At 41.3% G+C, this 16,642-nt stretch carries 13 protein-coding genes and 1 tRNA gene; 4 read left to right on the top strand and 10 right to left on the bottom strand.

From position 1 onward, the window contains the following. The first annotated feature begins 145 nt into the window (after window positions 1-145). Window positions 146-1,369, top strand: coding sequence for a hypothetical protein (locus H9Y05_RS03255; RefSeq protein ID WP_216713495.1), 1,224 nt, complete (start codon window positions 146-148; stop codon window positions 1,367-1,369). Further along, complete coding sequence (locus H9Y05_RS03250) at window positions 1,366-1,983, top strand: uridine kinase family protein (protein WP_163491862.1); 618 nt, start codon at window positions 1,366-1,368, stop codon at window positions 1,981-1,983. Before H9Y05_RS03255 ends, H9Y05_RS03250 begins: the two co-directional genes overlap by 4 nt. Before the next feature lie 48 nt (window positions 1,984-2,031). On the opposite strand, the gene H9Y05_RS03245 is transcribed toward H9Y05_RS03250, so the two are convergent. The 7 genes from H9Y05_RS03245 to H9Y05_RS03215 all read right to left on the bottom strand — a co-directional run bounded on the left by H9Y05_RS03245 (window position 2,032) and on the right by H9Y05_RS03215 (window position 7,616). Then, window positions 2,032-2,250, bottom strand: coding sequence for a VF530 family protein (locus H9Y05_RS03245; protein ID WP_163491863.1), 219 nt, complete (start codon window positions 2,248-2,250; stop codon window positions 2,032-2,034). Beyond that, complete coding sequence (locus H9Y05_RS03240; protein WP_216713494.1) at window positions 2,243-4,372, bottom strand: protein-disulfide reductase DsbD family protein; 2,130 nt, start codon at window positions 4,370-4,372, stop codon at window positions 2,243-2,245. Before H9Y05_RS03240 ends, H9Y05_RS03245 begins: the two co-directional genes overlap by 8 nt. A 9-nt stretch (window positions 4,373-4,381) precedes the next feature. Then, window positions 4,382-4,813: a protein-disulfide reductase DsbD N-terminal domain-containing protein gene (locus H9Y05_RS03235; RefSeq protein ID WP_163491865.1), complete on the bottom strand. Its 432-nt coding sequence runs from the start codon at window positions 4,811-4,813 to the stop codon at window positions 4,382-4,384. An 81-nt stretch (window positions 4,814-4,894) separates the two neighbouring features. Further along, window positions 4,895-5,179, bottom strand: coding sequence for a hypothetical protein (locus H9Y05_RS03230; protein ID WP_163491866.1), 285 nt, complete (start codon window positions 5,177-5,179; stop codon window positions 4,895-4,897). 163 nt (window positions 5,180-5,342) lie between these two features. Next, on the bottom strand, window positions 5,343-6,029 hold the full coding sequence (locus H9Y05_RS03225; protein WP_216713493.1) for a hypothetical protein: 687 nt from the start codon (window positions 6,027-6,029) through the stop codon (window positions 5,343-5,345). An 84-nt stretch (window positions 6,030-6,113) separates the two neighbouring features. Then, the gene (tig, locus tag H9Y05_RS03220) at window positions 6,114-7,466 is read right to left on the bottom strand and encodes a trigger factor (RefSeq protein ID WP_216713492.1); all 1,353 of its coding nucleotides are present in this window, start codon (window positions 7,464-7,466) and stop codon (window positions 6,114-6,116) included. 68 nt (window positions 7,467-7,534) lie between these two features. Next, a tRNA-Leu gene (locus H9Y05_RS03215) sits at window positions 7,535-7,616 on the bottom strand. 199 nt (window positions 7,617-7,815) lie between these two features. Here H9Y05_RS03215 and H9Y05_RS03210 point away from each other — a divergent pair. Next, entirely contained in the window at window positions 7,816-8,958 is a 1,143-nt protein-coding gene (locus tag H9Y05_RS03210) for a pirin family protein (RefSeq protein WP_235992102.1), read from the top strand. A gap of 621 nt (window positions 8,959-9,579) precedes the next feature. Here H9Y05_RS03210 and groL read toward each other — a convergent pair. The 3 genes from groL to H9Y05_RS03195 form a co-directional block, all read right to left on the bottom strand. Then, window positions 9,580-11,214, bottom strand: a complete 1,635-nt coding sequence (gene groL / locus H9Y05_RS03205) for a chaperonin GroEL (protein ID WP_163491869.1) — start codon at window positions 11,212-11,214, stop codon at window positions 9,580-9,582. A 25-nt stretch (window positions 11,215-11,239) separates the two neighbouring features. After that, the gene (locus H9Y05_RS03200) at window positions 11,240-11,515 is read right to left on the bottom strand and encodes a co-chaperone GroES (protein ID WP_163491870.1); all 276 of its coding nucleotides are present in this window, start codon (window positions 11,513-11,515) and stop codon (window positions 11,240-11,242) included. A gap of 153 nt (window positions 11,516-11,668) precedes the next feature. Beyond that, window positions 11,669-12,799 (bottom strand): T9SS type A sorting domain-containing protein, encoded by a 1,131-nt coding sequence (locus H9Y05_RS03195; RefSeq protein WP_216713491.1) that lies wholly within the window; start codon window positions 12,797-12,799, stop codon window positions 11,669-11,671. A gap of 191 nt (window positions 12,800-12,990) precedes the next feature. On the opposite strand from H9Y05_RS03195, the gene H9Y05_RS03190 reads away from it, so the two are divergent. Beyond that, a complete protein-coding gene (locus H9Y05_RS03190; RefSeq protein ID WP_216713490.1) occupies window positions 12,991-16,611 on the top strand; it encodes an Ig-like domain-containing protein in 3,621 nt (1,206 codons plus the stop codon). Window positions 16,612-16,642: the final 31 nt, after the last annotated feature.

Here is a 16,642-nt window from a genome sequence, read left to right as displayed (position 1 = left end):
ATGTTTGTTATCGTTCAATTTGGTGAACTTTGAGAATAAGCTAAAGTAAGAAATAAAAATGTATTTACTTGTTATTTTCTCGTGAACGGTACCTTTTCTTGAGTGAACGGATTGAACACAAATCAGGCATCCAAACCAATATCAAATGAAGAAAGTACTTTTTTTACTTGCTGTTTTTTGTACGGCAATCGCTTCGGCGCAAAAATTCACCATTGTAAAAACAACACAGCCTTTTTATGACATCATTGAATGGAAAGGGATGGGAGCATTGCTTCTGAGCAAAGATCCGAGCGGGAACAGCAATCAAATCTACCTGACATTGGTCGGAGAGCAGGATAAAAGTATCTGGGAGCAACGTTTTGCACCGCAGAAACTACCATATTATTACATCTCCAGTGAAAATGCCCGCTATGTCTACTTCCTGAGAAATCTTAACCCGGAGAGCGGAAAAATTTATTTCGACCAGCTCAACTCAGCCGGAAACGTAAAAAACACAAGCGTAACCCTTACTTCTGTTATCAAGACACTGGGATACGATGCTTTTGAACTGGAATTGAAAAATGTGATTGTTACAGACAAAGCATTGGTGCATCATTTTCGCCATTTTGACAAGAAAGAAAAAGTGTATACGGAGATTGCCACATTCATTACACATCACAACATGCTGGTATACGCTGTGGAATTGGGAAAGATCAAGGAAGAGGAAATAAAGGCGGGAAGAAGTAATCATTTTCAGTACGTTGGTTTTTCCGGTGATGAAATCTGTTTTGCTGACTATTCTTCCGGGAGCAAATCGGGAAAAGGATGGAATGCGGTTATATTTAATTCAAAAGGACAGGAACAAAGAAGGGTCTTTTTGAAAAATAAGGCCAGCAATCATACGGTATTTTCCACCACCGGCTTTGGTACCAATGGTGCTCATTACCTGGGAACGGAAAAAGATCAGCAAAACGGGCTCTTATCCTTTCACAACGGGAAGTTTTACTTTACAACGCTGAACACAGCCGACGGGAAGCAAGTACTGGAACTGCATCAACTGGATGGTGACGACTGGAAAAAAATTAACAATTACACCATCAGCAGCAGTGCCCCTAAAAAGGGATTAACGATTGGAATTTACCCGTTGAACGAGGCATTAACTTTCAAATTATCAGGAGATAACGGAAATCAAACGCTGGCGTTGTTTTTAGACGGAAGTACCCCGATTGTTAATAACTTCACCGAATCTGTGATTTATAACCCAAGTCGTTCAATAATTTCTGATAAAAAAGAATTCTTTGCCGTAACTTTGCCATCCGGAAATCTGTTTTTTGACAAAAGTCAACTGAAAACGGCAACAGATATGGAATTTGAATTTATAAAAAAATGATTGTAGGAATTTGTGGTGGCAGCGGATCTGGAAAAACAACCTTATTAAAACGGTTGGCAGCTGCATTTTCAGATAAAAACCCAAGTGTTTTCTCGATGGATAATTATTACCTGCCGATTGAGAAACAGCAGAATGACCACAACGGAATTGTTAATTTCGATTTACCTACGGCATTGGATGAACAGCGTCTGACAGAAGACCTTCGAACACTTGCAAAAGGAGATCCGATTGAGGTAAAGGAATACCACTTCAATTCACCTCCGGATAAAAATGTGTTGATCACACTGAATTCATCGGAATTGATCATTGTTGAAGGATTGTTTTTATTCCACTACGAAGGAGTTCGCGAATTGCTGGATTATTCCATTTTTGTAGATGTTGACCCGGTTGTTCAGTTGGACAGACGCCTGTATCGCGATCAGGAAACAAGGGGATACACGCGCGAAGCTATCATTTACCAGTGGGACAATCATGTATTACCGTGTTATGAGAGTTATCTGCATCCGTATAAAAAGGACGCAAGTTTTGTCTTCAGAAATGATCACCGTGCAGATCTCGACTTCAATACACTTGAGCAGGAAATCAAAGCCAAGCTGGTAACTGTCAGTTACTGATTCATTTTATTTTCGAAAAATACGCCTGCATAATTTCCGGGCAGTTTATTACTTCTGCGCGTTAACAATGCGTTCGATGTACAGTGCTTCGACTTTCTTACGCGCCCATTCTGTTTTCCGCAGGAATTTCAAGCTACTGTTCAAACTCGGGTTCTTTGTAAAACAATTGATCGGAATAAGGTATCCCAGATGTTCCCATCCGAATTTATCCTCCAGCTCTTTCACTATTCGCTGAAGCGGAATGCCGTGTAGCGGATCGTTACTCATTTGATGACTGCTGTTTATTAAATTTAGAAAGTCCTTTTTCCAGGAATTTCCGGTACTCATCAATATTGGGTGTATATCCAATTGCTTCCGTCAAATCATTCCCTTCCAAATCTTGAATGACATATAAAGGTTGTGATATTTGATTATACCTCTTGATTTGATATTCCGACCATTTATTCCCTACATTCTTAATTTTTCCTTGGAGAATCTCTGAAAAACGCACTTCAGAATCAGGAAGAGGTGTTCTATCATCACAGTATAAAGAAACAATAACCAGTTCATCTTTCAATATCGGACGAATTTTATCATTTGTCCATACTTTAGATTCCGTTTTCCTGCAGTTAGCACAAGAATGCCCTGTGAAGTCCACTAATAGTGGTTTATTCATCTTTTTTGCATACTCCTGTGCAATATCCATATCATGAAACACTAAAATAGACCCGTCACCAACCTCGTGCATATATTTTTTGTATTCTTTAAATAAATCGTGTTGTTCTTTATCTATTGAAGCTATTTCCATAGCAATCTCATTCACACTTGGCCCTTTTGCCCACCGGAAATTATCTTCTGAGTGCGTTCTGGGTGGCGCCACTCCATCGATCATAAATAAAGGTGCCCCCCACATACCAGTCAATAAATAAACTGAAAACACTAATGATGTAAATGCAAACATAAATCGTGTAACCGATAATTTTTCCACTTGAGAATCATGTGAAAAACGGATTTTCCCCAGTAGATAAAATCCAATAACAGCAAAAATAACAAACCAGATAGCAACAAATATTTCACGTGTCAGGATATTCCAATGATAAGCCAAGTCTACCATGCTTAAGAATTTCATTGCTAAAGCAATTTCCAACAATCCCAAAACCACTTTTACGCTATTCAACCACCCTCCCGACTGAGGTAAAGAACTCACCATTCCGGGGAAAAATGCAAATAACATAAATGGCAAGGCTAATGCTAGTGAAAAACCAAACATAATAACTGCAGGGGCAATCACAGAACCAGAAGTTAACGCATTTACCAATGATGTTCCGATAATTGGCCCCGTACACGAAAAAGAGACAAGAACAAGAGTGAATGCCATAAAAAAGATGCCAACCAATCCTCCCTTATCAGCTTTTTTATCCGCTGAATTTACCCATTTAGATGGCATTCTGATTTCAAAAGCACCCAAAAAAGAAAACGCAAACAGCATAAATATTGCAAAAAAGATCAGATTTAACGTTGCGCTTGTTGAAATTTCATAGATTGCCGCAGCATTATTTGTTAATAAGGTGATTAATAACCCCACTGAAACATAAATTGCGACGATACTAAATCCATAAAACAAAGCATCGAAAATTCCTTTTTTCCTTGATTTCGTAGAGCTGGTAAAAAATGATACAGTCATTGGAATCATTGGAAAAACACAAGGGGTAAACAAGGCAATAAATCCCCATACAAAACCTTCTATAAAAACAGACCACAAACTTCTAACTTCTTTACTTTCCTGACCATCAGCTCTCGGACTGTCTACTTGTTTTACCTGTCCCCGATTTTCATGAATATTATCTACAACAGCCCCCTTATTGGTATCACCGGAAACTCCCGTATTCTCCTGCACTTCATCTACTATGTCCTTATTTTTCGGAATAAATCCACTAACAGAGACCTTTCCTTCCTGGTCCGGAGGGAAAAGACATCCCAACTCATCACAGATTTGAAAAGAATAATCAAATTCAACGTCAAATTTGTTTCCAGACAAAACCTCTATTTTTTGCTTGAAGACACCTATTTTTTCAAAGTACAAAGACGTTCCTAAATCATCATTATGAGTCATCGGTTTTTTACCGTCTGTAAGTTTACCAATCAACCTGTAATTTTTATTTGGTTGGAACTTGAATGTTGTAGGATATCCAGTAAAATCTGCTTTTGCAGGGTCGTGATTAACAGAGAAAACATGCCAGCCATCAATTAATTTTGCATTGGCGACAATATACGCCTCCGATTCATTAATTTTCTCTACAGCGAAAAACCATTTCACCTTATCTTGCCATCCGGTAGGTTGTGCAAATAAATATCCGGAAAGAATATTCCCAGTAATAAATAATAAAAATAACAAAAGTCTGCTTTTCATAATTTGGTATTATTTCTTCAACGTGATTTCAAATTTTTCTTCTACAGGAGGCAGGCACATTGTATCGTTGCATACCATATATACAACTCCGCCTTTTAGTGACGTATTTTTCTTAACGTTTACGCGTTGCGCGAAAGTAACTTGTTGATCGAAGTACTTTACTGTTTCTTCAAAGTTGGGGTCAAATTCTGTTTTTGGCTGGGGCTCTTCTACTTTTCCTTCTATGGCAACATGGTCATTTTCCTCAAATGCAAATTCAGTTGGAATCGGACCTGCAATTCCCCCCAGATCCGTGCTGTAAACATGCCAACCAGGTGCAAGGCTGGCTTTCATTTCCACTTGTTCTTTCTCCTGATTATATGAAAAATCCCAGGTAATTTCCTGTTGAGTATATGCGGCAAAACACAGCAAGGTTGATAGCGACAAAAAAAATGCTTTCATTTTAAATTCCATTTTCCCAAAGGTAACCAATAGAATCTAAAATGAAAGCAACGTTTTCAGATTATCCTTGTAATCCTAACGTTAAAATTTTACTGAAATAATGCGTGAAATCGGTAGCCAGATGCCACCTTTCAGGCAAATAAACTTTTCTCCTTTCGCCCATATTGTTGTTTCAACACGTTTGAGTCCGTTGTCGTCAATAAAGGTTATGGAAACTTTTGAATGATACGCATTTCCCAACCGAACAGCTTGTTCGATCTGTCTTTCCAATTCCGGGTTTTTGTCCGCCAGAACAACACCTTTGAAAGATAATGAGGGAATAGATTCCTTATCCACCAATTGTGGAGTTTGAGCAATTGTTTCCATAGCTAGTATATTTTGGTAATAGCCAATTTAAGTAATTCCATTTTAACTTACAAACTTTTGTTAAAAAATGTTTTACTCCCTCCGCAAACTGATCATGAACACCTTAACACCAGATATAATTTATGCGCATTTTATAGAATCTGTCTAAAAAATATGTAACCTGCTACTTGGACCGTCCTTTGTATTTACCCGGTTTTTTACGTGCCCATTTATGTTTGGACTTGTTGAATGAGTTGTCGCGTTTGTCTTTTTTCTGGAAACGATAAAGTGCAGCAGCGGTGTAATGAAGGTAATTGGTATCATTGTAATAGACATCCGAAACCAGTCCGAATTTTAATGCTCCCTGTAATCGGATTCCGAAATTACCAAACCAAAAATTGGTTCCTACTACTCCGTTTGCCGTAGGGTAAAAACCATTCGATCCGGCAGTAATATAGGTTGCTCCGACGCCGATCCCTACATACGGATCAAACCATCGCATCGGTTGCAGGAATTGATAAAAGCTATAGCGTGCTGTCAAATCTGTCGAAACCATCATTCCCGAAGGATAGGCACCGTTGACCATTTTCTTTCCTGTAAGTAAATTCAGTGATGCCCCTAACTCCAGACTGACTCCGTGCTTGATATACCTATCAACCAATAAATGTGTCGGGTAAGGATGCATCAGCCAGGCACCTTTCAAGTCCAGGAAGTGAGAATGAGACCGTCCGTCATTGTCAACAAAGCTCCACCCTAATCCGACTTTCCATGTATACGGAGAATAGGGGCGAAATTTCAGATAATCGGATTGAGCACTGGTTTGCTTTGCAAATCCGAGGAGGAACAGAACGATGACAATTCGTAGATTCATAAGCTTATAAATGTGGAACTAAAATACATAAAAAAACCCGAACTGAGTCCGGGTTTATAAAAAATGCGGTTAATTAAAAACTGCTTAACTATTTGCTAATGCTACGAAGTCATCGTATGAAATTTCTTTCTCGTTTAACTTCACTGTGTCTTTGAAAAACTTGGTCAATTTTGACTCTGCCAGCATATCGTAGATGCGGTTTACTTCATCTTTGTTTTGCAATACCTGCATCGCGCTTTTTGTCAATTCGTCATCTGCAGGAGCAGGAATTCCATATTGTGCATAATTGTTGACCAACAATCCTTTTGTAAATTCAATTACTTCTTCGTTGTCCAGTTTAATGTCATTAGACTTGAAGATTTCTCCCTGGATCAACTGCCATTTCAGGTTATCCGAGTAAGAATCGTAATCTGCTTCGATCTGTTCGTCTGTGATCGGCTTTTCATTTGAAAGTTTGATCCAACGTTTCATGAATGCATCCGGAAGCTGTACTTCTGTATTTTTCATCAAATCCTGGTAAACGAATTTTGTCAACAGGCGGTCCGAATCATTTACAAACATATTTTTTAAATCTTCTGCAATGCGCTCTTTCAGTTCCGCTTCTGTTTTCACAACCCCTTCACCGAATAACTTATTGAACAGTTCTTCATTCATTTCAGCCAACTCAATTCGCTTGATTTCGTTTACTGTAATCTGGAACTTATCAGAGATCGCATTCAACTGCTCCGGCTTAATTCCCAACATCGCAGCTGTATCGCGCTCTCCTCTTGAAACTTTTGCAGGATCTACAACTACCCTGTCCCCTACCTTCAATCCGGTTAATGATTTTTTTGTTGCTTTGTCTTCAACAAACTCCACTGAAATTGTTGATGAATTCAGGATTCCCCCTTCTTTAATGGATCCGTCTTCATTCAATTCAACAAATTGCCCCAGAATCATATCTGTATCGGATGTTTTTTCAGCTGTTCCCAGTTTTCCATAGCGGCGACGCAGGTCATCAATTTGCTTTCCGATCAATTCGTCATCTACTTTAACCTTATTGTATTCAAATTTGTTTTTTGCAGAAAGATTCACTTTCACTTCCGGAGAAAGTCCGATTTCGTATTCAAATTCGAATGTTGAAGGATTGTCAAAGTCACCTTTTACATCTGTACCTTCTTTCGGAATCGGGTTTCCAAGGATGCTGATTTTGTTTTCCTGAATAAAATCGTACAAGGATTTGTTAACCAATTTATTCAATTCTTCAGCCAACACTGCTTTACCGTATTGTTTTTTCACCAACGAAAAAGGAACTGTTCCCGGACGAAATCCAGGGATTTTTGCAGTCTTTCTGTATTTATCCAATTCCTGCTTTACCGCTGTTTCATAGTCAGCCGGTGCTACTTCAACTTTCAACACTGCATTTAACGCATCAATGTCTTCACGAACTACTTTCATCTCTTGTTGATTTTAATAAATAAAAAATGGCATAAGACCCGCTTACACCATTCAAACATTTTTATCAGTGCGGATGGAGGGACTCGAACCCGCACACCTCTCGGCACCAGATCCTAAGTCTGGCGTGTCTACCAATTTCACCACATCCGCATCTTTGTATTTCAATGATAAAACGCTTCTTCGTTTCACCCCCAAAGCTGTTTTGGGACTGCAAAGATACTATTTTTTTAATTTAAACAAACACTTCCGCATTTTTTTTATCCCGATGCTCCTAAACTCTTTTGAAATACAGAAAATCAAAGGAGTATATAACGTGAAAGTTTGTTATTTTTGAGTGAAAGTTGAACCAATGACTGAAGAAAAAATGAGCAATGTATCGCGCAGAAATGTCCTCCAACGTCTCTTAGCCGCTTCTGCCGGTTTTGTAGCTATTCCGGGACTTGTTAGAAGCAGTAATCATCAAACGACACTTGAATCTATGAATAAACAAGCTATCAAACATCAGTTCCCCCTGGGTTTTCAGTGGGAAACACAGGATCCGTTCCTGTTTTGTGTACATCACGAAGATCACTTCCCGGCAGGAAATGAAGAAATGGGACCTGCATCCGACCATTTCAAAGGACGCCACATGGGGGATGACTTCATTATCAAAGACGGATTTCGTATGTATCACGGAAAAACCGTTCCGGGATTTCCCGGACATCCCCACCGGGGTTTTGAAACCATAACCGTTGTCCGGAAAGGGTTTGTAGACCATGCCGATTCGCTGGGAGCTGCCGGAAGGTACGGAGACGGGGATGTGCAGTGGATGACAGCGGGGAAAGGAGTTCAGCACTCTGAAATGTTCCCTTTGCTTTCCGAAACGGCAGACAATCCGATGGAATTGTTCCAGGTATGGTTGAATTTACCACAAAAGAACAAACTGGTTGAACCACATTTTAAAATGCTGTGGCGGGAATCTATTCCGTATCTGCATTTTGATGACAATAAGGTATTCGTTGAACTGATTGCAGGAAGATGGGACCAGTACCGGGCGGTTTCTCCCCCACCTGATTCGTGGGCAGCTACGGAGGAAAATGATGTGTTTATTGTAAACATAAAGATGGAACCTCACTCCTCTGTTACACTTCCTGTTTCCGACAGTGGAGCAAACAGAAGTCTGTATTTTTATGAGGGGAGCGCATTAACAATTAATCAAACCACCTTTCATGCATATACAGGAGTTTTCCTGAACACGGATGTGCAAACAACTTTGACAACAGGAGCTACTGCCGCAAGTATTTTCATTCTTCAGGGAAAACCGATCAATGAACAGGTGATGCAATACGGACCTTTTGTCATGAATACGAAAGCGGAAATCCAGGAAGCATTTGAAGAATATCACCGGACAAAATTCGGCGGCTGGCCGTGGGCGAAATACGATCAGGTGCACGACCGGACGAAAGGTCGATTTGCGAAGCACGCTGACGGAACAGTGGAAGAGAAAGTGTAAAAGGACTTTTTTTGCTCGCCAGGATGCGAAGATGCGAAATGAGCTGTAGTGTTTTTGCTCACAAAGGCGCGAAGACGCAAAGGTCAGACTGAAAAGTAACTGGATTTTGGAATAGACTGAGTAGACGAACTGAATAAAACACAGTGTTTTTTCTTGTGAAGGCGCGAAGATATGAAGGGAGGATTGAGAGGATCGTTGGATTTTGGAGTTGGTTAGATGGAAAAATTGGGTAAAATGAATTGTAGTGTTTTTGCTCGCTAAGGCGCGAAGACGCAAAGGATACGCTCAAGAGTAGTTAGATGTTAGATATAAACTAAGTAGAAGCATTCAATAAAATATTCTGTTTTTTTCTTGTGAAGGGCAAAGGGATTAAAAAGAAGAACCTCTTCTGTTTCAGAAGAGGTTCTTTTATATATGGTCGTCTTATTTTACCCGAATAAATCGGCAAAAACAAGACGGAAAAAGAGCCGACAGTAGCCGACTCTTTGAGCGTTTATGAGGTAAGGAACTCTTTGTTCATAAAGACGCCTCTAAGAACCAGAAGCATCCTCCCCCTTTTATCCCCCTCCAAAGGGGGAAACTGATCTCACATCAATTTGCAGTTTTTCACTGCATTTCAACTTACATCATTCCTGGCATTCCTCCGGGCATACCACCGTGCATGTGTGCTCCTGCCTCTTCCGGTTCGTCAGCGATTACGGCTTCGGTAGTCAGCAACAAAGATGCGATAGATGCTGCATTTTCAATGGCAATACGCGTTACTTTTGTCGGATCGATTACACCTGCTTCGTATAGGTTTTCGTACACATCCGTACGTGCGTTGTATCCGAAATCATTCTTTCCTTCGCGTACTTTCTGAACCACAACAGCCCCTTCACCACCTGCGTTGGCAACGATTTGACGCAACGGTTCTTCAATGGCACGTTTTGCAATCAGGATTCCCGTTGTTTCGTCTTCGTTCGCTCCTTTCAGGTTTTCCAACACTTCAATGGCACGGATAAACGCAACACCTCCACCTGGCACAATTCCTTCTTCAACAGCTGCTCTTGTAGCTGCCAGTGCGTCATCAACACGGTCTTTTTTCTCTTTCATTTCAACCTCTGTTGTAGCACCTACATACAATACTGCAACTCCTCCTGCCAGTTTCGCAAGGCGCTCCTGTAATTTCTCACGGTCGTAATCAGAAGATGTGGATTCGATCTGTGCTTTGATTTGATTCACACGTAAATCGATCTCTTCTTTTTTGCCTGCTCCGTTGACAATTGTTGTATTGTCTTTATCAATTTCTATTTTTTCAGCTGTTCCCAGGAATTCCAATGTCGCATTTTCAAGTGTATATCCTCGCTCTTCCGAAATCACTTGTCCGCCTGTCAAAATTGCGATGTCTTCCAACATTGCTTTTCTTCTGTCTCCGAATCCAGGTGCTTTTACTGCTGCAATTTTCAGTGCTCCGCGAATACGGTTTACCACCAAAGTAGCCAATGCTTCACCATCCACATCTTCAGCGATGATCAACAATGGTTTTCCGGATTGTGCCACCGGCTCCAAAATCGGAAGCAATTCCTTCATGTTGGAAATTTTCTTGTCATAGATCAAGACGTACGGACGATCCAGTTCAGCGATCATTTTTTCCGTATTTGTCACGAAGTAAGGAGATAAGTATCCTCTGTCGAATTGCATTCCTTCTACCGTTTTCACTTCTGTTTCGGTACCTTTTGCCTCTTCAACAGTAATTACACCTTCGTTTCCTACTTTTTTCATCGCTTCTGCGATCAATGCTCCGATTGTTTCGTCGTTATTCGCAGAAATTGTAGCAATTTGCTTGATCTTATCGTTATCCGAACCTACTTCTTTTGAAATGGATTTCAAGGATTTCACGATCTCAACAACCGCTTTGTCAATTCCTCTTTTCAAATCCATCGGATTGGCTCCTGCAGCTACGTTTTTCAAACCTGCCGTAATAATCGCCTGCGCCAGTACTGTTGCTGTTGTTGTACCATCTCCGGCAATATCAGCTGTTTTTGACGCAACTTCTTTTACGATTTGCGCTCCGATGTTTTCAATTCCATCTTTCAGTTCGATTTCCTTTGCTACGGAAACACCGTCTTTGGTAACGTGCGGCGCACCGAATTTTTTACCGATCACCACATTTCTTCCTTTTGGACCCAAAGTTACTTTCACTGCATTTGCCAGAGCATCTACACCTTTTTTCAGTTTCTCACGTGCCTCGACGTCGAAATAAATTTCTTTTGCCATGTTTACTTGTTCTTGTAATTATTAATTAGAAAATACCATAAATGTCAGACTCCCGCATGATCAGGTATGTTTTACCATCCAGTTTGATCTCTGTTCCCGAATACTGTCCGTACAGAACATGATCACCAACTTTTACTGTCATCGGTTCGTCTTTTTTCCCTCCTCCTGCAGCAACAACAGTTCCTTTCAATGGTTTCTCCTTTGCTGTGTCAGGAATGATGATTCCACTTGCTGTTTTTTCTTCTGCCGGCGCCGCTTCAATCAGAACGCGGTCTGCCAAAGGTTTAAATGATATAGACATATGTACAATTTGTTTTACTGTTTCGTTCCGGTTTAGACCAATTTTGTGCCAATCCTTTTTTTAATCAAAACTGGCAGAAAAGTTGTCAGGAAACTGACATACTGACATTCGGAAACGGAATTAAAGGGGATTGAATTCTCCTAATGACCGACTTTATTCTTTTACCAGTTTTTGAACACTGGTCCCCGTTTCTGTTTCCAGCATTAATAAATATACTCCCGGATTTAGTCCAAGAAGCGACAATTCTCCGGAACCGGGTTTTCCGTCTCTGATCCATTTACCGGTCAGTTCGTACAACCGTACCGCCTTCACATGTTGATCCGTCTGAATATAAACCACCTCTTTTGCCGGGTTAGGGATCAATTTAACAGTTACAGCAGCAGTGTTTACTCCCAATTCCTGACAAACCGGTTGTCCCTGCAATTCAAAAGCCATGAGAAACTGAACAATCCGGGTCGCCACGTCCGGGAGCTGAGCCGACGGCCATCCATGCCCCCCACCAACAATTCGGATCAATGTAATTTCCTTTGAATTGATTCCTGTTGAACAAAATGTGATTTTTTTTACATTCGGGTTGATATCAGATACATTTGCCGGATTGTACGTATTTTCTCCGCAGGTCGGGTATGAAAATCCGGTCAGCGGATACTCGCTCCATGCGTCCGGTTGGTGATTCGGATCGGGATAAGCCACCGTGTTGTCATTATCTCCGTGAATATGAAGAATGGGCATTTTCACAAAACTACCACTTCCCAGGTAATTATTAATGTAAGCACTTCCGTTGTTATTCGCATCGCCATACATGCTTGCGGCAACCGGTGCTATTGCAGCAATTTTGTCTGCCAGTTCAATAGACATCCGATAAGCTAAAAAACCGCCGGCAGAGTGACCTGTTACGTAAACGCGGTTCCTGTTGATGGAGTAATTTTCACATAAGTAATCAATGATATCCTGCATAAACAACAGGTCATCAGCAGGGGCATCTCCTAACACAGCCCTATTCCAGCCACCGGCATAAGCATTCGGAAACACGCCGATAAAATTGTGTGCCGCAGCCAGGTCTGCAATTCCGGAGTAAGCAGCAATTCCGGAACCTGTCCCGCCATCGCCGTGTAAAACAATGATAACCGGCAGATTGTTATCCAGGTTTCCGGGGGCATCCGGTAGTTGTATCCAGAATTTACGGGAAAGACCATCGGATATCATATTAACTTCTTCCAGGGATTGAGCTGAACAGCACACAGGAAGCAGTAATAGCATTAATGCAAGAATTCGTGTATTCATAGACTTAGTTTTTAGTGTATTACAAGGCTAAATTTAGAAATAAAACAGATACAGCAGAATAAATAAATCGTCCATAACCATCTAATTACAAACAATCTAAAATCGATTGATTTGCAATTCATTTTTTTTTATGAATTTTGGCACAAAAAATGGATTGGGGGTTTTTACTCACAATATTAAAAGCATCGTTTATGACTAAAATTATTACTTTATTCTTCGTAACACTCGCGCTCATTTTCAACAGTTCTTTTTCACAGAAACTGGATCATGAACGTACTTCCCCCTGGTTTTTCGGAGTCAATGTAGGTGGCACATGGCATCATACGGATATCAAGAATAAAACACATTACGGATGGGGACTTGTTCTCGGACGAACATTTAACCGGGATTATGCTAATATTTTTAGTTATGATCTGAAGTTGCGTTACCTCGGTGGCGCATGGAGAGGACAGAATACCGATACAACCGGGTTCAGTGATTACACCAACCTGGCTCTGAGTCAGGTTCCGACGGACTATAAAAATACCTACGGATATTCCATCAACAATTTCCAGACGAAGGCGCACGAGCTCAACCTGGAGTTATCAATCCACCTCAACAGATTAACCGAACGAACAGGACTGGATCCCTATATTTTCGGTGGCGTAGGTGCAACTTTTTTCCGTGCAAAAGGGAACCTCACAGATGACATGGGATTTATGTATGACTACAGTTTACTGAATGACTACAGCAAAACTTCCCTGTACAATTTCATGGATAAAACCTACGAATCAGACCTGGACGGAAGTCAGAACAGGGTGAATGCACAGCTCATGGGGCACCTTGGAATAGGTCTCGGATACTATTTCACCCGAAATTTCGCCATGGGATTTGAACATAAAACCACATTTACAGGAGGTGATATTTTTGACGGAACGGTCAACAATCACGGAAAATTCAAGACAGATATTTATCACTACACAAGTGTGTATTTGAAAGTTTATTTCAACCGGGCACGTTATCACGAGGATCATTCAACCCGTCCACCTGTTAATCCGACAACACCTACTAATCCAACAACACCTACTAATCCGACAACACCGACGAACCCAACCAACCCGACAACTCCTGTTGATTGCCCGGAGCCGGTAATCGTATTGCAAACAGCAGCAAACAGCACAGTCAATCAGCCGACATTCCAGGTAAGCGGAATCATCAGGAATACAACATTACAAGGCATTACCGCTACCCACAACGGTATTCAGACAGGAAATTTTGTCTATAATAACAGTGAAACATTCCGCGGAACATTCCAGTTACAGCCGGGGCTAAACACAATTGTATTAACCGCTTCGAACAATTGCGGAATCCGGACAGAAACGATTCATGTAAACTACGTTCCCGCATGTGACAACCCGCTTGTCAATTTTACAAATCCGCGAAGTGCCAATACTTCGACGACAAACGCAACAATTGCTGTTCAGGCACAGATTACCAACCTGGGAGACGGCCTGGTTCAATTATATGTGAACGGTCAGCAAACTTCAAATTTCAGTTATACGAACAATACAGGAATGCTATCCAGTACTGTTGCATTGCAAAACGGAAACAACAGCATTCAAATCATCGTTTCAAACAGTTGCGGGAGTAATTCTCAAACAATTTACGTACAGTATGACAAATTGTGTCCGACTCCTTTTGTTTCCATCAAATCACCATCCAATGGTTATGGAACATCCAACCGGGTTGAGTTGAATGCATCCATTCAGAACATTTCCAATGTCAACCAGGTAGATGTATATGTAAACGGCCAAAAACAAACAGTCGGTACTTATACGAATGGAATCTACAAAAAAGCACTCACACTCGGATTGGGGCAAAATTCAATTGTAGTCCGCGCTACCAATAGTTGCGGAACACACGAGCAGACGATTAATTATGAATACGGGCAACCGTGTCTTGATCCAACAGTTGTAATGACCAACCCGTCCGGTTCACGTGTCACTTCCAACGTTTCCAATTATACGATTCAGGCAACCATCCGCAATGTGACCAATCCGCAAAACATTACGTTTAAAGTCAACAATGTACTTGTAACAAGTTTTAATTACAGTATGCAGACCGGGTTGTTTACTGCAACGATTCAGTTGGGCAACGGAAGCAATCAAATTGAACTTTCTGCAAGCAATGAATGTGGATATGCAAGCTCTTCTTCAACGATTTCGTATACAGCGCCATGTAATAAGCCGATTGCCACATGGAAACAACCGGCCAATTCAGGGACAAGTGTAAATTCAGAAGATTACACACTGGAAGCTGTTATTACGGGAATCAATTCTGCCAATGACGTTGTACTGACCTTAAATGGTAGTGTGGTAACGAACCTTACATATTTCAACAATACGAATGTGTTGCGGAAACAACTTAAACTGCAAAAAGGAAATAATTTAATTCAGCTCACAGCAAGTAACAACTGTGGAGAAGCAATGATTTCCACTACCATCAACCTGAAAGGAGAAACAGTTATTGTCGGTGAAAAACCGGTGGTTGTATTTACCAATAATTGTGGTGTAAAAATAGCTGCCGGACTGGTTAAGTTTACAGGAAATGTTTTTGGGGTAACACAAGCTTCGCAAATCCAGGTGAAATTGCAAAATGTTGTTCAGAACGGGGTAACCTTCAGGCCAATTGGAAACGGATTTAGTTTTGAACTGGAACTGCGGGTCGGTTACTCACAAACCTATACAATGGAAATTACCGCGAGTAACCATGTTGGAACAACGACAAGTAAATGCCAGATCACAACGGAAGATGCTCCTGTAATTGACAATGATCTGATTATCTGCCACACGGTAAACGGTGTCCGGCAAACCATGAAGATCAAAGAATCACAATGGCCTCAGTACCAACGATTGGGAGCAACCATGGGCGAATGTCCTGTTATAGTAGATAATGACCTGGTGATCTGTCTCAATAAAAAAGGACAACGGATGACACTGACCATCAAGGAATCGCAGTGGCCGCAATATGAAAAGCTGGGAGCAACGAAAGGTGAATGCCCGGAAGCTGTCGATAATGACATTGTGATCTGTCTTGTAAAAAATAAAGAACGTGTCTCCATGACCATTAAAGAGTCACAATGGCCGCAATACCAACAATTGGGAGCAACATTGGGGGCCTGTCCGGAGGTGGTTGACAATGACATCATTGTTTGCGTTCCTCAGGGAAGAACAAAAGTGACAATGACGATCAAAGAATCACAGTGGCCGCAATATCAGCAAATGGGGGCAACGCTGGGAGATTGCAGAATCAGTAATGATGATCCGGACATTGTCATTTGTATGCGCAAAAATTCGGTATTGACAACAATGACAATCAAAGAATCACAATGGCCGGATTACCAGGCTCAGGGAGCATCACTGGGAGCATGTCCGGAGGTGGTAGATGCCGATATTATCATTTGTGTTCCTGACGGAAAAGAAAGCCACACCCTGACGATTAAACAATCACAATGGGAGGCATACAGAAGTAAAGGTGCCACACTCGGCGCGTGTCCGACTTCCAACGTCGGGTCCGAGGCCGATTCAACCGGCAATACCGTCCCTACGGATAAAATGCTCATCTGCGTGCAGGAGAACGGAGTTTACGTTACCAAAACAATTGCAGCAACGGAATGGAGAAGGTATGAACGATTAGGGGCAACAAGGGGGGCATGTGTGGAAGAAGGTGAAAAGCGAAGTTCTCCTCAACCGGCAAAGGTACCTGTTGGCACCACAATTACTGCTCCGCGAACAGGAGGAGGAGGAGGAGTCATCCAGAAAGGAAGAAATTAACCTGATATAACTTAAACCCCGTGAAATGAAA

Origin of the sequence: Taishania pollutisoli (assembly GCF_014518315.1) — a bacterium.
GTDB classification, from domain to species: domain Bacteria; phylum Bacteroidota; class Bacteroidia; order Flavobacteriales_D; family Crocinitomicaceae; genus Taishania; species Taishania pollutisoli.
The sequence above is the reverse complement of the archived record's forward strand: the minus strand, read 5'-3'. Positions and strand labels throughout refer to the sequence as shown.

Coding starts and splice junctions, on each gene's coding strand:
- H9Y05_RS03255 (WP_216713495.1), top strand. CDS start 146: ATGAAGAAAGTACTTTTTTTACTTGCTGTTTTTTGTACGGCAATCGCT.
- H9Y05_RS03250 (WP_163491862.1), top strand. CDS start 1,366: ATGATTGTAGGAATTTGTGGTGGCAGCGGATCTGGAAAAACAACCTTA.
- H9Y05_RS03245 (WP_163491863.1), bottom strand. CDS start 2,250: ATGAGTAACGATCCGCTACACGGCATTCCGCTTCAGCGAATAGTGAAA.
- H9Y05_RS03240 (WP_216713494.1), bottom strand. CDS start 4,372: ATGAAAAGCAGACTTTTGTTATTTTTATTATTTATTACTGGGAATATT.
- H9Y05_RS03235 (WP_163491865.1), bottom strand. CDS start 4,813: ATGAAAGCATTTTTTTTGTCGCTATCAACCTTGCTGTGTTTTGCCGCA.
- H9Y05_RS03230 (WP_163491866.1), bottom strand. CDS start 5,179: ATGGAAACAATTGCTCAAACTCCACAATTGGTGGATAAGGAATCTATT.
- H9Y05_RS03225 (WP_216713493.1), bottom strand. CDS start 6,029: ATGAATCTACGAATTGTCATCGTTCTGTTCCTCCTCGGATTTGCAAAG.
- tig (WP_216713492.1), bottom strand. CDS start 7,466: ATGAAAGTAGTTCGTGAAGACATTGATGCGTTAAATGCAGTGTTGAAA.
- H9Y05_RS03210 (WP_235992102.1), top strand. CDS start 7,816: ATGACTGAAGAAAAAATGAGCAATGTATCGCGCAGAAATGTCCTCCAA.
- groL (WP_163491869.1), bottom strand. CDS start 11,214: ATGGCAAAAGAAATTTATTTCGACGTCGAGGCACGTGAGAAACTGAAA.
- H9Y05_RS03200 (WP_163491870.1), bottom strand. CDS start 11,515: ATGTCTATATCATTTAAACCTTTGGCAGACCGCGTTCTGATTGAAGCG.
- H9Y05_RS03195 (WP_216713491.1), bottom strand. CDS start 12,799: ATGAATACACGAATTCTTGCATTAATGCTATTACTGCTTCCTGTGTGC.
- H9Y05_RS03190 (WP_216713490.1), top strand. CDS start 12,991: ATGACTAAAATTATTACTTTATTCTTCGTAACACTCGCGCTCATTTTC.